Here is a 17,176-nt window from a genome sequence, read left to right as displayed (position 1 = left end):
AGCTGAGCGAGATGCTGGGTCCGCTCGGGGCCGACGTGCTGCAGACGGTGGGTGGTGCCGAGCGCGCGCTGACCGTGCGCGAGGTGCTCGACCGGCTGAACCGGCGACGGGCCGAGCCGCTCGCCTACACCACGGTGATGACCGTGCTCGGCCGCCTGGCTCGTCAGGACGTGCTCAAGCGCACCCTGGTCGGCCGCGGTTACGTGTACGAGCCGATCGTCGTGCGGCCCGCCGAGATCGCCGTGCGCTCGGTGATCAGGGAGTTCGGCGAAGCGGCGGTGGCGCACTTCGTCGACCAGGCGTCGGCGGAGCCGCGGCTGCGGGAGCGATTGGAGAAGCTGATGCGGGGCGAGCACCGGGCGGTGCGGCCGGAGGACTGAACACGGATGACGAGGGGGTGCCTGTGTTCGGCCTTGCCGCCGTCACGGTGCGGAAGCTGGCGGCGCTGACCGCGGCTGGGGTGCTACTGGTGAGCTGCCAGGTCGTGCTGCTGGTGCATTCGGTCTCGGCGAGCGTGCTCGACGGTGGTGCGCGGCCGGTACCGGTGCGCGTGCTGGCCTTCGGCGCCGCGGCACTGGCCATCGCGAGCACCGTGCTCACCGTCGTCCGGATCGTGGTGATCTCGGCGGCCTGTCACCGGATGAACCACTGGGTCCGGGCGCACCGGCGGCCGGCCGCGCCGCGCCTGCTCGCCGCCGCGCGGCTGGCCGGGGTGCGGGTGCCGGTGGTGCAGGTGGACAGTCCTGGCGTGTTCGCCTGGACGTGCCGTCCCTACCGGCCGCGGATCGTGGTGGGCACCGAGTTGGTGGAGTGTGCCGCACCGGCGGAACTGGTCGCGGTGCTGCGGCACGAGGAACATCACGCGCGGCACGGCCACCCGCTCGCCAGGATGATCGGCGAGGTGGTCTGCGCCGCGCTCTGGTACCTGCCGGTGTACCGCACCCTGGGTCGCCACTTGGTGCTGCGGCAGGAACTGGCGGCGGACGCGGCCGCGTTGACCCGGTCGGACCGCGGCGCGCTGGCCGGTGCCATCTACAAGTCCGTTTCCGGGCCGGCGGAGAGCGGTGTCGTCGCGTCGATGGCGACGACGAAGGTGCTGGAGGCACGCGTGCGGCAACTGGAAGGCGGCTGGTTGCCGGCGGGCCCGCGCCACTGTCACGACTTCTGGGCGGGCGCGCTGACCACGTTGAGCGTGCTGGCCGTGCTCGCCGTGGGTACCTGCACGAGCGTGCTCGGTCCGTGGTGAGTGCTCAGTTCTCATCGCGTACCAGCGAAAATCGCGCGAACGGCCGGAGTGGGAACCATGGGGCGGCGGGGACGTGGGTGCGTTCGAGCGGGGCGCCGGTGAACGGGCCGTCGCCGGTGCTCGCCTCGGTGAGTTCCGGGGCGGGGGTGAAGCGGAAGTCGTAGACGTACAGGCGACCGCCGGGTTTGAGCGTTCTGGCGATGTCCGCGACGGCCCGCCGCCGGTCCGGCCAGTGGTGCATGCTCAGCGTGGTCACCACGACGTCCAAAGTGGACGCCGCATGGGGGAGCGCGACGACGTCGCCGACACCGAACTCGATGCCGAGACCGGTGGGCGCGTTCCGGCGCGCCACGGCGATCATGCCCGGGGCGACGTCGATCCCGGCCAGCTCGAGATCCGGGCGGCGCCGGGCGAGTCCGGCCAGCATCACCCCGGTGCCGCAACCGATGTCGAGTACCTTGGCCGCGGGCGGCAAGACGGACAGGTCCTCGGCCACCCGCCGGTAGAACCAGCGGAGCGCCCACCTGGCGAACCGGTCGTAGGTCTGGGCGCTGATGCCCATGCCGCCGGTCTCGGCGGGGACCGCGCTCGCGGACAAGAATGACAGGAACGAGGGTGACACGGGGGTCATTTTCGCGTCAGGCCGCCGAAGGGGCAAAGGGGTTCGGGATGTGGAAATCGCTGAACACCAGATCCTGGTCCACGGCGGCACCGGCGAACATTCCGGCGGCCACCGCCAGCGCGATGGCCCCGAGCGGAATGGGCAGACCGGCGCGGCGGCACATGTCCCCGGCCGCGAATACCCCGGGTGTGCTGGTCCTGGCGAATTCGTCGATCTCGATCGTGCCGTCGTCGAATCCGGTGCAGCCGAGGCGGCCGGCGAGGTCGGAACGCTGCCGCAGCAACGGTTTGACGAACGCGGCCGACCTGGCCAGCGGTGCGCCGCCGCTGAAGCGCAGGCCGGTGAGCGCGCCCGTCTGGGTTTCGAGCCCCTCCACCGGTTCCGTGCGGATCGGGACACCGCGGTCGGCGAGCGCCGATCGCAGGGGTGGCGGCAATTCCGCCGGTCCGTCCGTGCACAGCACCAGATCGTCGGTGAACCGGGTCAGCTGCAGGGCCAGCAGCGCGCGGTCGGGCGTGCCGCCGAGCACGGCGACCGGCTGCCCGGTGTTTTCGTAGCCGTGGCAGTAGGGGCAGTGGAAAACGGACCTGCCCCAGAGTGCCTCGATCCCGGGAATGGCGGGCAGTTCGTCGCGCACGCCGGTGGCCAGCAGCAGCCGGTGGCACCGCACGGTCTCGCCGGCGCCGAGCACGACCTCGAACCCGGAATCCGCCGCCGTGGCACTTTCCACCGTGGCATCGCGGATTTCCACGGTGGGGTAGGCGGACAGCTGCCGCCGTCCGGTTTCACGGAGGTGCTCGGGGCTGTCGCCGTCGTGCAGGAAGAAGTTGTGCATCGCCGCGGCGGGCGCGTTCCGGCCCGTTCCCTGGTCGAGCAGCAGCGTCGAGCGCCGCGCCCGGCCCAATGTCAGCGCCGCGGACAGCCCGGCGGGGCCGCCCCCGACCACGACGACTTCGTACATGGCCCTCACCTTTCCGGCGTCATCGCCGTCTTGACCTCGGGTACAACCATGCAACTTAATGAGCACATGAAGTCAAGTGAGGCGACCTATTCGATCGGGGAATTCGCCGGGCGGTTCGGTCTCCCGGCCCACGTGCTGCGGTTCTGGGAGTCCAGTGGCCTGCTCCAGCCGGCCAAGCGGGTCGCCGGTCGCCGGCGCTACACCCAGGAGGACGTCGTCCGGGTGATCTTGATCCTTCGCGGGAAGCAGGCCGGATTCAGCCTGGCGCAACTGGGCGAAATGCTGAACGCGCCGAACGCGTCGGCCCGTCGGGAACTGCTGCGGCGGCAGCGCGCGGAACTGGACAAGTGGATCAAGCAGGCCACCGAATCGAAACGATTGATCGATCACGCGCTGAAATGCGGCCACGCGGATTTCACCCGCTGCACGTCGTTTCGCCGGCTCGCCAGGTCGATCTCGGCGGAGATGGTCACCGACGAGGTGGTGCCGATCGATCTGGACCGGACCCGGCGGCATTCTTCCCTGCCTGAGTGCGAAAAGCGCGGATAGTCGACCGGATCGGGGCATGACGCGCTGATCACGGTGTGCTAAACGTCGTCCATGGCCAATGTCATTCCCCGGGTGCTCGATGCGGCATTCGGTCACCCCGCTGGCGTTTTCGGGGTTCTCGGTGGACTGGTGATGGCGCGGGACAACCTCGCGCACGAGCGGTGGGCGGTGTCCCGGTCCGGGCTGGCACCGGGGGACCACGCGGTGCTGGTCGGCCACGGTCCCGGCGTCGGGCTCGTGCTGGCCGCCGAGCGGGTGCGCCCGGGCGGCCGGGTCATCGGCGTCGAACCCTCACCCCTGATGCGGAAGATGGCCGGGCGGCGGGTCGCGCGGCGGGCGCGCGACGTGGTGGAGATCCGGCACGGGACGGCCGAGGACACCGGCTGCGCGAGCGCTTCGATGGCCGCGGCGATCTCGGTGAACAACGTGACCCTGTGGGACCGCCCGGCCGGTTTCGCCGAACTGATGCGGGTGCTGCGCCCTGGCGGGCAGCTGGTGCTCATCGCCCACCAGCGGATCCTGGGTGATCTCGTCGACGTACTGCCGGGCGAGGCGGAGGAAGCCGGATTCACCGATGTGGTGGTGAGTTCGGACGTGCCCTCGACCAAGGCGGGCCCGGCGACCGGAATGGTGGCGGGCAAACCGGCACAGTGACCTGTTGGCCACTCCGCCGGACCGGAACATCGTGGCTTTTCCGGCGCCCCCGCGGTCGGTTGACTCGTCGGCATGGCTGTCCTGGAAGAGTACGGGCCGGAGACCTATGGCGACCGGCTGGCGGAAATCTATGACGATTGGGTCGTCGGCCTGCAGGACGACGCGGCCGAGGCGACGGAGTTCCTGACCGGCCTCGCCAAGCGGACGGCGGCGGAGACCGGTGTGGAGCGCGTGCTGGAACTCGGCGTGGGCACCGGCCGGATCGCGCTGCCACTGGCCGAAGCCGGGCTGGACGTCACCGGGGTCGATGCCTCGGAAGCGATGCTGGACCGGTTGCGGGCCAAGCCGGGCGGTTCCGGGGTGCGGCTCGTCCGCGGGGATTTCGCCGAGCTGGAGGTCGCCGGGCCGTTCGGCCTCACCTACGTCGTGTTCAACACGATCTGCTGCCTCACCAGCCAGGAAGAGCAGATCCGCTGCTTCGAGGCGGTGGCACAGCGGCTCGCCCCCGGAGGCGCGTTCGTGGTGCAGGCGTTCGTGCCGGACGCCGCGCGGTACGAGCTCGGCAAGCGCAGCCGGCAGCGGATGGAGGTCGCGCGGGACGGCGAGGAGGTGCTCCAGCTGGGCATCCCCGGCCACGACCCGGACGGCCAGCTCCTCTCGTCCCAGTACGTGATGCAGACCCCGGAGCGGGCCATAGAGTACTCGATCCACATCCGCTACGCCTCGCCCGCCGAGCTGGACCTGATGGCCCGCCTGGCCGGACTGCGCCGTGAACACCGCTGGGGCAGTTGGTCCGGCGCTCCGCTGACGGCCGAAAGTCCTTGGCACGTATCGGTGTACCGCAAGGACGACGCCTGATGGCGGACGAACGCCACGGCTCGCGGGAGGGTGGACGGAGATGACACGGGTGGACCGGACGGTGCTCATCATCGGCGCGGGCTTCGCCGGGCTCTGCCTGGGAACCCGGCTCAAGCAGGCGGGGGTGCGCTCGTTCCGGATCTTCGAGCGCGCCGCCGACATCGGCGGTACCTGGCGGGACAACAACTACCCCGGCTCCAGTTGCGACGTGCCCTCACACCTCTACTCGTACTCGTTCCGCAAGTACCGGGGCGTGGACAAGCGCTACTCCACCCAGCGGGAGATCCTGGACTACCTGCGTGGCTGCGTGGCGGACTACGACCTCGGCGGCCACATCGAACTCCGCAAGGAGGTGGTTTCCGCCACCTTCCTCGAATCGGACGGGCAGTGGGAGGTGCGCACCGCCGACGGCGGGCGGCACCACTGCGACCTGCTGGTGTCCGCGGTCGGCCAGCTCACCATTCCCAAGTACCCGGAACTGCCCGGGGCGCGGGAGTTCGCCGGGACCGCACTGCATTCGGCTCGCTGGGACCCCGCCCACGACGTGCGCGGCGAGCGGGTGGCGGTGATCGGCACCGGCTCGAGCGCGGTGCAGATCGTGCCGGCGCTGGCGGGCCGGGCCGGCCACCTCTGCACCTTCCAGCGGTCGCCGAACTGGATCCTGCCGAAGCCGCCCGACGAGTTCAGCCGCGCCTGGCGGACGGCGTTCCGGCTCTGCCCGCCGCTGCACGGGGCCTACCGCGGTGCGCTGTCGATGCGCTCCGAACACGTGCTCTTCCCGGCCCTGCGACGTGGCTGGAGCACCAAGCTGATGACCACGATGGCCAGGAAACACCTCTACCGGCAGGTCGGCGATCCCGGGCTCCGCGAACGGCTGCTGCCGGACTACTCGTTCGGGTGCAAGCGCATCGTGCTCTCCAGCGACTACTTCACCACGCTCACCAGACCCGACGTCGAACTGGTCACCGAGTCGATCGAGGAGATCACCCCCGGCGGCATCCGGACGGTGGACGGCAGGCACCACGACGTGGACACCATCGTTTACGCCACGGGATTCCTCTCCACCGACTTCCTGGTGCCCACCACGGTCACCGGGTCCGGCGGACGCGACCTGCACGAGCAGTGGAAGGAGTACCCGACGGCCTATCTCGGCATGGCCTATCCGGGCTTTCCCAACCTGCTGCTGATGTACGGGCCCAACACCAGCCTCGGCCACAACTCGATCATCCCCATGCTGGAGGCACAGGCGGGCTACATCCTGCAGTACCTGCGCGAGCTGGAAGGCCGCTCGGCGGGCGCGCTCGACGTGCGGCCCGAGGCGATGGACGAGTGGGAGGCCGAACTGGGCGACGCACTGTCCAAAATGGTCTGGACGGAGAGTTGCACGGCGTGGTTCAAGACCGAGTCCGGCCGGGTCACCAACAACTGGCCGGGCCGCACCTCCGGTTACCGCCGGGCCACTCGCCGCCTGGAACCGGCCGCCTACCGGTTCATCCCGGCCGCCGAAGCGGCTCCCGGCGCCAGCCCACCCCGTGCCCGTGGCGCGGCTTCCCCGTCAGGACGGCAGAAATGACCGCAACCACCCCGGTCGGCGCGCCCGCACCGGAGGCCATCGTGGCCGACGACCGGGCGCACGTGTTCCACCCGTGGATCGCCCAGGACCACCGGTTCGGCCTGCCCGTCGCCGGTGCCGAGGGATCGTGGATCTGGGACCACTCGGGAAATCGCTACCTGGACCTCGGCTCTCAGCTGATGTACGCCAACCTGGGGCACCGGCACCCGAAGGTGGTCGCCGCGATCAAGGCACAGGCCGAGCGGCTGTGCGTGGTGGCCCCGCACTTCGCCAACGACAAGCGGGGGGAAGCGGCGAGGCTGATCGCCGAGCGGGCTCCCGGCGGCATGGACCACGTGTTGTTCACCAGCACCGGTGGCGAAGCTGTCGAGCACGCGGTCCGCATGGCCCGCCTGCACACCGGGCGGCCGAAGCTGCTCTCGGCGTTCCACTCCTTCCACGGCTCGTCGACCACGGCGATCCACCTCACCGGGGATCCGCGGCGCTGGCGCAACGACACCGGTGCGGCAGGCGTGGTGCACTTCTTCCCGCCGTACCTCTACCGGAGTGCGTTCGGGGCGGAGACGGCGGAACAGGAGTGCGAACGCGCGCTGGAACACCTGGCGCAGGTGATCGAACTCGAAGGCGCGGAGACCTTCGCCGCGGTGGTGCTGGAGTCGATCCCCGGGGTCGCCGGTGGTGTGCTGGTGCCGCCGGACGGCTATCTGGCCGGCGTGCGGGAACTGTGCGACCGGCACGGCATCCTGCTGATCTGCGACGAGGTGATGGTGGGCTTCGGCCGGGTCGGGCACTGGTTCGCGGTGGACCACTGGGGAGTCACTCCCGACCTGATCACCTTCGCCAAGGGGGTGAACTCCGGCTACGTCCCGCTGGCCGGGGTGATCGTCTCGGACCGGGTCCGGCGCACCTTCGCGCAGCAGTCGTATCCGGCGGGCAGCACCTACTCCGGGCACCCGCTGGCCTGCGCGGCCGCGGTCGCGGCGATCACCGCGATGACGGAGGAGGGCGTACTCGCGCACGCGACGATGCTGGGGGAGGAGGTGATCGGCCCGGCACTGGCGGAGATGGTGGCCACCCACCCGAGCGTCGGCGAAATCCGCGGCCTCGGCGCCTTCTGGGCGATCGAGCTGGTCCGGGACGGCGGAAGCGGGGAGCGGCTGATGCCCTTCGACGCGGTGAGCGGCCCGAGCCCGATCGCGATGGAGCTGTACCAGGCCTGCATCGGCCGCGGTCTGTGGCCGGTGATCCACGCCAACCGGGTGCACGTGGCGCCGCCGTGCAATACCGGCGCCGAGGAACTGGCTGGCGGGCTGCGCCTGCTGGACGAAGCACTGGCCGTGGCCGACGCGCACTGCGCCGGATGAGATCGAGAACCCGGAGGTTGTCCCGATGCGCCTGGTCGTCCGTGGTGAGAACCGGCTGGAGCGGCTGGGGGTCCGCCTCGGCGTGGTGCCGTCCCCGTTCATCGAATGCGTCTACGGCTTCCCGGCGTCGCAGGTGCTGATCACCGCGATGCGCCTTGGCGTGGTCGAGCACCTCGCGGCCCGGCCGGGGACCCCGGAGGAGGTGGCGGCGGCGCTCGAGCTGGCTCCGCGCACCGTCCGGCTGATCGTGCGGTACCTCGAAGCCGCCGGGCACCTCGTCGAGCGCGCCGGCCGGTACCGCCTGAGCAGGCGGAGCCGCCGCTGGCTGTCCCCGGACTCACCGGCCTATCTCGGCACCTACCTCAAATCCCTGCACGGTACCGAGCGGCTCTGGGCCCGGCTGGAGGACGCCGCGCGGACGGGCCAGGCCGTGGACATCCACCAGCGGACCGAGGACGACCCGTGGTGGCGGGAGAACATCGTCGGCATGTACGAACTGGCCAGGATGGGCGCGGGCGAAGTCGCCGGCGCGCTGGATCTGCCGCCGTCACCGAAGGCGCTGCTCGACGTCGCGGGCGGGCACGGGTGGTACTCGGCGCAGCTGTGCCGGCGATATCCCACCCTGCGGGCCACCGTGGTCGACCTGCCCGCCGCGGCGAAGGCGGGCCGGGAACTGCTCGCGCGGCACGGCTTCGGCGACGTCGTCGAGCACCAGGAGGGGGACGTGCGCACCGCGGAGTTCGGCGGTCCGTACGACGCCGCGCTGTGCTTCAACGTCATCCACTACTTCACCCCCGCCGAAATCAGGTCGCTGCTGAGCCGGATCCACGCCGCGCTCGTCCCCGGTGGCACGCTCGCGCTGCTGGACCCGTTCACCCGGCCGAGCCGGGAGTGGCCGGTCGGTGCCGGTGTCTTCCAGCTGCTGTTCTTCCTGGAGTCGGGAGCGGACACCTACCAGCCGGATGAGCTGCGGCGCTGGATCACCGAGGCCGGGTTCGAGCTGCGTCGTGAGCTCCGCGTGCGGCGGATGGGAAACCAGCGCATCTTCGAAGCGGTGAAACCGGCGGACTGATCCGGCCGGCGTCGGCTACGGCCGGCGCGCGGCCATCGCCTCGACGCCGGCGACCAGCAGGTCGAGCCCGAAGGCGTAGTAGGAGTCCCGGTCGTCGCACGAGGTCAGCGGGCCCGCGGCGGCGATCACCCGCGGGTACCGCTTGCTCGGCAGGGACTCGTAGAACAGCTTGGCCCGCCGCTGGGATTCCTCGGCATCCTCCGGGGCGAGCGGGCCGGTGACCCCGGGTTCGCCGCTGACCATGCCCATCGCCGAGGAGATGGCGTGCCGTGAGATCGCGGCCGCCTCCGCCGGTGAGAACCCGGCGTCGTCCAGGATTTCGAGCACGGTTTCCAGCGCGACCAGGTAGCTCGGTGATTCGCAGACGCGCGCGGTGAACAGGGAGACCGCCCACGGGTGCCGGCGCAGGGTGTCGACGAGCGCGCTGATCAGCGTGCGGAACCGGGCGTGCCACGGATCGGCGGGGTTCACCGTGAGATCGACCTCGGCGATCACCTCGCCGCCGAGCGCTTCCAGCAGCAGGCTCTTGTTGCGGAAGTGCCAGTAGAGCGCCATCGGGGTGACCCCGAGGTCCTGGGCCAGCCTGCGGATGGTCACCGCTTCCAGGCCCTCGCGATCGGCGAGCGCGATGGCCTCGGTCAGCACGCTGCTCTGGCTCAGCCGTGCCTTGGTGGCGGATTCACGATCGGTGGTCTGCGTCATCGATTGACAAGCATACCCGGAGCCTCCTAGCCTCATATACAACGTACAGGTACGTCGTACAGTTCCTTCCGGTGTTCCCGTCCCTAGGAGCATTCCGATGACACTTTCGACCCCGTACCGGAGACGGTGGTGGGCAGTCGTGGCGATCTCGCTCGCCACCTTCGTCACCGCACTGGACAACACGGTCGTCAACGTGGCGCTGCCGTCGATCCAGCGGGACTTCGGCCTGTCCATCGCCGACCTCGAATGGGTGACGAGTTCGTACATCCTGGCTTTCGCCGGGCTGATGCTGGCCGGCGGCAGGCTCGCCGACATCTTCGGCAGGCGCCTGCTCTTCTACGTCGGCACCACGGTCTTTGTGCTGGCGTCGATGCTCGCCGGGTTCGCCACCACACACGGGATGCTGCTCACCGGCCGGATCGTGCAGGGGGTGGGCGCGGCGCTGGTGGCGCCGACCGCGCTGGCGATCATCGGGGTCACCTTCACCGATCGGAAGGAACGAAACCTCGCGGTGGCGATCTGGACCGGGATCAACGGGCTGGCATTCGCCGCGGGCCCGGTCGCGGGCGGGCTGCTCAGCGAGTACCTGGACTGGAGCTGGATCTTCTTCATCAACCTGCCGATCGGCGTGGTGACACTGGCGCTCGGCGCGTGGTCGCTCGCCGAATCGCGGGATCCGGCCACCAGCCGGTACGTGGATTTCCCCGGCCTGCTCACCTCGGCGCTGATGATGTTCGGGCTGACCTACGGCCTGATCGAGGGCGGCCGTGCCGGGTTCGACGAGCCCTCGGTACTCGTGGCACTGGGTGCCGCGCTCGCCGGCTTCTTCGCTTTTGTGCTCGTCGAGCGCCGGTCGCCGGCGCCGATGATCGATCTGTCGTTCTTCCGCAACAAGGTGTTCAGCGGCGGCAACGTGGCAGAGGTGTTCTGGGGCCTCGGTACGCTCGGCGCGTTCTTCTTCACCTCGTTGCACCTGCAGGGCACGCTGGGCTTCTCGCCGAGCGAGACCGGTCTGGCGTTCGCCCCGATGGCCCTGCTGCTGATCGCCGCGGCGCCGTTCTCCTCGGTACTGGCCCAGCGCATCGGCATCCACTACACGGTCGCGCTCGGGCTCGGCATGATCACCGTCGGCGTGGTGCTGGTCGCCATCGAGGACCAGACGGCGACGTTCCTCAGCCTGCTGCCGGGCTTCATCCTGCTGGGTATCGGTTCCGGCCTGGCGACTCCGCTGACCACAGCGATCCTCGGTGCCATGCCGCCATCGCGGGAGGGGGTGGCCTCCGGCATTCTCAACGTGGGCAGGGAAACTTCGGCGCTGCTCGGCGTGACCGTGATGGGCGCGGTCCTGCTCGGCAGGCAGACCGCCGCGCTGACCGGCGGGGCGAGCCAGGCGGAAGCCTTCGTCTCCGGCTACCGGGCCGCGCTGGTGGTGGCCGCGATCAGCATGGTGCTCGGCGCGATCGTGAGCCTGCTGACCTTGCGGAACGCGTCGATGGGTACTGACGAACCGGAGCCCGCGGGCCCGCTCGGCCGCGCCGAGGAGGCAACCTCGAACTGAACTTCCGCGCGGCACACACCGTTCCCACCGGGCGCCGGCCCGGTGGGAACGGTTCTGTGTGCCTGCCCGGCGCCGGTCATGGCCGATCGGGTACCTCGCGTGCGGCGGTCGTTGGGAACTGCCTGCTGTTCCCCTTTTCCCGGAGCATGAGGGCGAACGGGCCCAGAGCCACGGCGGTACCGAAGGAGCACGGATGGACGTTCAAGAGCGCGCACCGGCCGGTTCCCCCCGGGGGAGCGCCTTCGAGCCGTGGCGGACCTGGAGCGCGCACGACGGACCGGCCGCGCTGGTCGCCGCGGCGGTGCTCGCCGCCAACGCGCGCAACGTGCAGCCGTGGAAGTTCCGGATCACCGACGCCGGGATCGACGTCTTCGCCGACCCGGAGCGCGTGCAGGGGGCGCTGGACCCGTACGACCGGGAACTGGAGGTCAGCCTCGGCTGTGCCATCGAGAACCTGGTGCTCGCCGCGCGCGCCAACGGTTATCACGCCGACGTGCGGGCACCCGCCGAAGGGGGCGACGGCCAGGCGGTGTCGGTGCTGCTGCGGCCGGGCACGCGTGAGGTTTCCGAGCTGTACCAAGCCATCCCGCACCGCCACACCAATCGCGGGCCCTTCACCCGGCGGCCGCTGTCCGCGGACCTGCTCCGGGAAATCGGTGGCATCGGCCGTCCCGATCTCGCCGCGGCGGAGGTCAAGTGGTTCACCACCCCGGCCGAGCGGGCGTGGATCGGCGCGGAGCTGATCGCCGCCACCGAAGCGATCATCGCCGACGAGGCGCAGTCCAGGGCCGGGCACCGCTGGGTCCGCGGCAGCAGGCGCGAGATCGAGCGCAACGGTGACGGCATGACCGTGCTGAGCCAGGGCATGCACCCGTTGGTGGCGGCGGTCGGAAGCCTGCTTCCCGCGCCATCGCGCCGCACCGCGGACCGGTTCTGGCTACGCAACACCAAGAACGTGCACGTGGCCACTGCGGCCGCGTTCGCGGTGCTCAGCGTGCCGGACGCGCGGAGCCTGGCCGATCGGATCGACGGCGGACGGCTGCTGCAGCGAATCCACCTGCTGTGCACCGCGCGCGGACTCGGCGTCGGCCACCTCAACATGCTGACCGTGCGAGCCGACCGGGAACGGGAGACCGGCGGGCCGCCCCGGTTCACCCGGATTCTCGCCGAACTGCTCGGCGACCCGGCCCGTGAAGTGCTGTGCACCTGCCGGATCGGCTACCCGGTCCGCAAGGCGGTCGCGAGTCCACGACGTCCGCTGGCCGCCGTCCTCCGCTGACCGAACCGACCGCACGGAGGTCCCACCATGTACGACGCCATCGTGGTCGGTGCCCGGGTCGCCGGGGCCACCACCGCCATGTTGCTGGCCAGGGCCGGGCAGCGGGTGCTGCTGCTGGATCGCGCCCGCTTCCCCAGCGACACCATGTCCACCCACTACGTGCACCAGCCCACGATCGCCCGCCTGGCCCGGTGGGGCCTGCTCGACCGCCTGCGCGCGACCGGGTGCCCACCGTTGGAGGTGGCCCGCTGGACGTTGGGCGGACTGACCCTCACCGGCTGTGCTCCCGCCGTGGACGGCATCCGTGCCGCCTTCGGGCCACGCCGGTTTGTGCTCGACACGCTGCTGGTCGAGGCCGCCACCGAAGCGGGCGCGGAACTGCGCGAACGCACGGTCGTGACCGGCCTGCTCCGAGACGGCGACCGCGTGTGCGGAATCCGGGCCAGGGGCCGGGAAGGCGAGTTCACCGAGAAGGCACCGCTGGTGATCGGTGCGGACGGCATCGACTCGGTGGTCGCCAAGGAGGTCGGGGCGCGCAGCTACGAGGAGGTGCCGACGCTGTGCTGCCTGTACTACACCTACTGGAGCGGATTCCACGCCGACTACGAGGTTTACGTGGACAAGCGGCGCGCGATCGGGGTCGTGCCGACCAATGAGGACAACGTCATGGTCGGCATCCAGTGGCCGCGCGCCGAGTTCGCCGAGGTCCGCCGGGACATCGCCGGCGCCTACCTCACCGCGCTCGACCAGGTGGCACCGAGCTTGGCGGAACGGGTTCGCGCGGGCACCCGCAACGCGCGGTTCGCCGGAACCGGCAGGCTGCCGAACTTCTTCCGCGAAGCGTCGGGCCCCGGCTGGGCCCTCGTCGGCGACGCCGGTTTCCACAAGGATCCGATCGGTGCGTTCGGTATCAGCGACGCGGTCCGGCACGCCGAGCTGCTCGCCGGGCACGTTCAGGCCGCGCACGCCACCGGCGGGCCGCTCGACGTCGCGCTGAGCCGGTACGGCGTCGAACGCGACGCCGACGCCATGCCGGAGTACTACTTCAACCTGCAGGCCGCCCGGCTGGACGCCTTGCCCGAACTCGTCGACGTACTGCGCGTGATCCGGGATGACCAGGACGAGGTGGACCGCTTCTTCGGCCTGATCGCCGGGATGTACACCTTCGACCAGTTCTTCACCGAGGAACTGGTCGAGCGGGCCGCCGCCGAGGGAGCCACGCGATGACCACGACGGCCGGCGTCGCCGACCTGATCGGTGCCTTCTACCGGGATGTCCACAACGGACGGAACCCGGACCGGGCGGCGGACTACCTCGCGGCGGGGTACCGCAGCCACCACCCGGCCGCCGACGGCAGCCTCGACGGTTTCCGCCGGACCCGGACCGCCCTGCTCGGCGATTTCCCCGACCTGGACGCGCGGGTGGACCACCTGCTGGTGCAGAACGACCGGGCGATGGTGTTCGCCCACTGGACGGGAACTCACCGCGACCACGGTCCGCTGCGGATGGGCACCGCCGACCTGTACCGCGTTTCCGGCGACCGGATCACCGAGCACTGGGGCGTGGTGGACTATTCGGCCTTGCTGCGCATGGGAATGCCGGTGACGGACCAGGCGCGGCAGCCCGGCGAGCCGCCGGACTGGCGGTGCGGCCGGGCCGAGCGGGAGGCGCTCCGGCTGGTGATCCGGGTGTGGGAGGAGGTGATGACCCAGCACCGGCTGGAGCTGACCGAGCGGTACTACCGGCAGGACTACATCCAGCACAACGAATACGCGGCCCGGTCCGGCGCGGGGCTGGCCGGGATGAAGCAGTTCTTCGCCGGGCTGTTCCAGCTCGCCCCGGACTTCTCCAGCCAGATCAAGCAACTCGTGGTCGACGGCGACAAGGTCGGGCTGTTCGCGACCTGGCGCGGGCGCGAGGCGTCGAGCGGGCGCGAACTGGCACTGGCGACCGCGGACGTCCTCCGCATCGAGGACGGCCTGATCGCCGAACACTGGGACGTGATGGATTTCGCCGCGGTCGCCAAGTTCGGCGTCGGCTGAGCTACCACCGCACCGCGCCGTTCGCCGGGCGTGGCCGCCGCGGCGAACGGCGCGGCAGGCCGCGGGTGTTGTCGCGGCAGGCGGTCGCGTGCGGCCGGTCAGCGGGGTGTCAGCCGGACCGGCAGGGAGGCCAGGCGCCGCTGCATGAACAGGGGCAGCCAGTCGAGGGGCGCTCCGGTCAGCTCCAGCTCGGCGGGCCAGCCGGCGAGTTCGGCCAGCAGCATGCCGCCCTGCTGCTTGGCCAGCACCGCTCCCAGGCAGTAATGCGAGCCGTGGCCCAGTGCGAGGTGGCGGCCCGCGGCGCGGGTGATGGAGAACCGGTCGGGGTCGGGGTGGACCGCCGGATCGCGGTTCGCCGCGCCGAGCAGGGTCAGCACCCGCTGCCCGGCCGGGACGACCCGGCCGCCGATCACCGTCTGCCGGGTGGTCCACCGCCCGCCACCCGCGGTGGCCAGCTGCAGCGGGCTTTCGTACCGCAGCACCTCGTCCACCGCGGCCGGGGCCAGCGCCGGGTCGCGCCGAAGCAGGTCGAGCTGGTCCGGGTTCCGGAGGAAGGTCAGCACCGCACTGGCGATGAAGGCGACCAGTGTCTCGTGGCCGGAGATGAAGATGAGGATCGCGTTCGCCACCAGTTCGGTCCTCGACAGCGAGCCGGCCCGTTCGCCGTCGAGCAACTCGGAGAACAGATCGTCGCCCGGCTCGCGGAGCCGGAATGCCGCCAGGCGCTCGAAGTACTCGGTGAACGCCTCGATGCCCTCCACCGCGCGATCGACCGACCCCGGCGCCGGCGGGATGTCCGCCGCCGGGGACATCGCCTGGCCAAGGTCGCGCAGCATCGGCAGATCGGCCCGCGGCAAGCCCAGCAGGTCACCGATCACCTGCAAGGCCACCGGGAAGGCGAACTCTTCGACGATCTCCAGCTCACCGCGGCGGGTCGCCTCGGCGAGCACGGTCCTGGCCAGTCCGCGGGCGCCGTCGAGCACCTCGCGCAGCCCCGAGCTGAACGTCCGGCGGGTCAGCCCGCGCAACCTGGACTGGGCGGGCGGGTCGCGGAACAACACGGTCTGCTGCATGGACCGCAGCGACTCCGGCACCATCGCCGAAAGCACCTCGGCCACGTCGGCGGGTGGTTCCACGCGCAGGCTCATGTCGGCCAGCACGGCGACCGCGTCGGCGTGTGCGGCGACCACGTAGGAGTCCAGGTACGGCCAGTAGGCGACGCCCAGTTCCCGGACGCGGTGGTAGGCCGGGTACGGATCCGCCCGGAACTCCGCGTTGTACGGGTTGAAGTCGTCGAGTTCGGGGATCTCACCGGTGGCTGTCCCGGTCATAATTCCTCCAGCGCGACCTGGTCCTGAAGCAGGGAAAGCAGGTTCTCCGGGGAGAAGAACTCCTCGGCGGACACCGAACCGGCGATGACGCCGAAGAACCGGTCGGCCTGTGCCCGGTCGGCGGCCAGTACCCGGAGCAGTGCGTTGGTCATCGCGTCGAAGCGGAAGCTCGCGGCTTCGCAGGTGAATTCGTAGATCGTCTCGGACTCCGCGTTGCGCGCCTTCTCGTAGGCGCCAAGGGCGGTGTTCCAGTCCTGGCCGCCGTCCAGCACGTCGTGCAACGCGTGCGCGAGCGATTCGGCGTCTCGCCAGGCGTCGCCGATGCCCTGCCCGGTGAGCGGGTCCTTGTGGTAGCCGGCGTCCCCGGCGAGCGCCCACCCGGGACCGTACGGGGTGCGGTAGTAGTTGCCGAGCGCGCCGGTGCCGAGGAAGCGCTCGGTGCGCGTGCCCCGCCGGGCCAGTTCGTCGGCCAGTTCGGGTGCGGCTTCGGCGATCGCCGCGTGGTATCGGCCCTCGATGTCCGAGCGGTACTCGGCCAGTGCGGAGTGCGGGCGCGCGGCCTGGATGAGGAAGGTGTCGCCGTGCGTGGGGATCACGCCGATCTGCTTGTCGTCCTTGATGTAGACCTCGTTGCGGCCGCGGTGTGCCGGATCCAGCCCGCGCCAGTAGGTGTAGTAGACGACGGTCAGCGGCGGGCGTTCGTTGTAGGCCGCCGCGTTCACCGCGCGGGCGACCAGGGAACCGCGGCCGTCGGCGCCCACCACGACCGGCGCGCGGAGCACCTCGTCGCTCCCGCCGTGACTGCGGCCGCGGACCCCGGTCACCCGGTCGCCGTCGAACACCAGTCCGCGCACGGTGAAGCCTTCGCGTACCTCGGCACCCGCCTCACGTGCCGCGTCGACGAGCAGTGCGTCGAGCACGTACCGGCGTGGTGCGTAGGCCACCGACACGGTTCCGGCCGGTGGCGCGAAACCCCGTACGACCAACTCGCCGAACCGCCAGACGGCCTCGGAGATCGGCGGGCAGCCGGTGGCCACCAGCCGGTCGAGCAGACCCCACCGGTCCAGCCTGGCCAGTGCGCTCGGCTGCACGTAGTGGGTGGACAGGGTGTCCCTGGGGAAGCGGACCCGGTCCAGCACGACCACCCGGTGTCCCCGGTTTGCCAGCAGCATGGCGAGCGGGGCACCGGCGCACCGGGCGCCAACCACGATCACGTCGTACATCCGGCCTCCGCTCGGCGTCGGGTCCGGCCCAGCCAACCCGATCTCCCCGCGCGGGCGAACCCCCGGCGGGATGGCCCGAACGGGCGCCCCCGCCGGTATCACCGGATGTCGCGGGGCACCGAGGCCGGAAGCCCGCTCCGTC

The 17,176-nt window shown here is 70.9% G+C and carries 17 protein-coding genes; 12 read left to right on the top strand and 5 right to left on the bottom strand.

The features are described from left to right. Positions 1-11: 11 nt before the first annotated feature. Both YIM_RS26810 and YIM_RS26805 read left to right on the top strand, forming a co-directional pair. On the top strand, positions 12-380 hold the full coding sequence (locus YIM_RS26810) for a BlaI/MecI/CopY family transcriptional regulator (protein ID WP_153032968.1): 369 nt from the start codon (positions 12-14) through the stop codon (positions 378-380). Positions 381-397: 17 nt separating this feature from the next. Further along, positions 398-1,246 carry a M56 family metallopeptidase gene (locus tag YIM_RS26805; protein ID WP_153032967.1) on the top strand — a complete coding sequence of 283 codons (849 nt, stop codon included), beginning with the start codon at positions 398-400 and terminating at the stop codon, positions 1,244-1,246. Positions 1,247-1,250: 4 nt separating this feature from the next. Here the strand turns inward: YIM_RS26805 and YIM_RS26800 are convergent, their stop codons facing one another. Both YIM_RS26800 and YIM_RS26795 read right to left on the bottom strand, forming a co-directional pair. Continuing rightward, positions 1,251-1,844 (bottom strand): class I SAM-dependent methyltransferase, encoded by a 594-nt coding sequence (locus YIM_RS26800; RefSeq protein ID WP_194239755.1) that lies wholly within the window; start codon positions 1,842-1,844, stop codon positions 1,251-1,253. A 40-nt stretch (positions 1,845-1,884) separates the two neighbouring features. Beyond that, positions 1,885-2,829 (bottom strand): NAD(P)/FAD-dependent oxidoreductase, encoded by a 945-nt coding sequence (locus YIM_RS26795; RefSeq protein ID WP_153032965.1) that lies wholly within the window; start codon positions 2,827-2,829, stop codon positions 1,885-1,887. Between the two features lie 48 nt (positions 2,830-2,877). Between YIM_RS26795 and YIM_RS26790 the strand changes: the two genes are divergently transcribed. The 6 genes from YIM_RS26790 (at position 2,878) to YIM_RS26765 (ending at position 8,899) form a co-directional block, all read left to right on the top strand. Further along, positions 2,878-3,378, top strand: a complete 501-nt coding sequence (locus YIM_RS26790) for a MerR family transcriptional regulator (RefSeq protein ID WP_370469029.1) — start codon at positions 2,878-2,880, stop codon at positions 3,376-3,378. Between the two features lie 132 nt (positions 3,379-3,510). Then, on the top strand, positions 3,511-4,032 hold the full coding sequence (locus YIM_RS26785) for a class I SAM-dependent methyltransferase (RefSeq protein WP_194239754.1): 522 nt from the start codon (positions 3,511-3,513) through the stop codon (positions 4,030-4,032). 72 nt (positions 4,033-4,104) lie between these two features. Next, on the top strand, positions 4,105-4,890 hold the full coding sequence (locus YIM_RS26780) for a class I SAM-dependent methyltransferase (RefSeq protein ID WP_153032963.1): 786 nt from the start codon (positions 4,105-4,107) through the stop codon (positions 4,888-4,890). Between the two features lie 40 nt (positions 4,891-4,930). After that, the gene (locus YIM_RS26775) at positions 4,931-6,463 is read left to right on the top strand and encodes an NAD(P)/FAD-dependent oxidoreductase (RefSeq protein WP_228004040.1); all 1,533 of its coding nucleotides are present in this window, start codon (positions 4,931-4,933) and stop codon (positions 6,461-6,463) included. Beyond that, entirely contained in the window at positions 6,460-7,827 is a 1,368-nt protein-coding gene (locus YIM_RS26770; RefSeq protein WP_153032962.1) for an aminotransferase class III-fold pyridoxal phosphate-dependent enzyme, read from the top strand. Before YIM_RS26775 ends, YIM_RS26770 begins: the two co-directional genes overlap by 4 nt. 25 nt (positions 7,828-7,852) lie before the next feature. After that, positions 7,853-8,899 (top strand): methyltransferase, encoded by a 1,047-nt coding sequence (locus tag YIM_RS26765; protein WP_153032961.1) that lies wholly within the window; start codon positions 7,853-7,855, stop codon positions 8,897-8,899. Between the two features lie 15 nt (positions 8,900-8,914). Here the strand turns inward: YIM_RS26765 and YIM_RS26760 are convergent, their stop codons facing one another. Then, positions 8,915-9,601 (bottom strand): TetR/AcrR family transcriptional regulator C-terminal domain-containing protein, encoded by a 687-nt coding sequence (locus YIM_RS26760; RefSeq protein ID WP_153032960.1) that lies wholly within the window; start codon positions 9,599-9,601, stop codon positions 8,915-8,917. 97 nt (positions 9,602-9,698) lie between these two features. Here YIM_RS26760 and YIM_RS26755 point away from each other — a divergent pair, with 97 nt between their 5' ends. The 4 genes from YIM_RS26755 to YIM_RS26740 all read left to right on the top strand — a co-directional run bounded on the left by YIM_RS26755 (position 9,699) and on the right by YIM_RS26740 (position 14,480). Further along, positions 9,699-11,159, top strand: coding sequence for an MFS transporter (locus tag YIM_RS26755; protein ID WP_153032959.1), 1,461 nt, complete (start codon positions 9,699-9,701; stop codon positions 11,157-11,159). A gap of 193 nt (positions 11,160-11,352) precedes the next feature. After that, positions 11,353-12,438, top strand: a complete 1,086-nt coding sequence (locus YIM_RS26750) for a hypothetical protein (protein ID WP_153032958.1) — start codon at positions 11,353-11,355, stop codon at positions 12,436-12,438. Between the two features lie 27 nt (positions 12,439-12,465). Then, entirely contained in the window at positions 12,466-13,665 is a 1,200-nt protein-coding gene (locus YIM_RS26745; RefSeq protein ID WP_153032957.1) for an NAD(P)/FAD-dependent oxidoreductase, read from the top strand. Continuing rightward, the gene (locus YIM_RS26740; RefSeq protein ID WP_153032956.1) at positions 13,662-14,480 is read left to right on the top strand and encodes an ester cyclase; all 819 of its coding nucleotides are present in this window, start codon (positions 13,662-13,664) and stop codon (positions 14,478-14,480) included. Before YIM_RS26745 ends, YIM_RS26740 begins: the two co-directional genes overlap by 4 nt. Positions 14,481-14,578: 98 nt before the next feature. Here YIM_RS26740 and YIM_RS26735 read toward each other — a convergent pair whose 3' ends face one another. Together YIM_RS26735 and YIM_RS26730 are read right to left on the bottom strand one after the other, a co-directional pair. Further along, positions 14,579-15,811: a cytochrome P450 gene (locus YIM_RS26735; RefSeq protein ID WP_153032955.1), complete on the bottom strand. Its 1,233-nt coding sequence runs from the start codon at positions 15,809-15,811 to the stop codon at positions 14,579-14,581. Continuing rightward, positions 15,808-17,034 carry an NAD(P)/FAD-dependent oxidoreductase gene (locus tag YIM_RS26730; RefSeq protein ID WP_194239753.1) on the bottom strand — a complete coding sequence of 409 codons (1,227 nt, stop codon included), beginning with the start codon at positions 17,032-17,034 and terminating at the stop codon, positions 15,808-15,810. The genes YIM_RS26735 and YIM_RS26730 overlap by 4 nt, the downstream gene beginning before the upstream one ends. Positions 17,035-17,176 lie beyond the last annotated feature (142 nt).

Source organism: Amycolatopsis sp. YIM 10, assembly GCF_009429145.1.
In the GTDB taxonomy this organism is placed as follows: Bacteria; Actinomycetota; Actinomycetes; order Mycobacteriales; family Pseudonocardiaceae; genus Amycolatopsis.
Note: the sequence above shows the minus strand (reverse complement) of the source record. Positions and strands in the feature narration are given on the sequence as shown.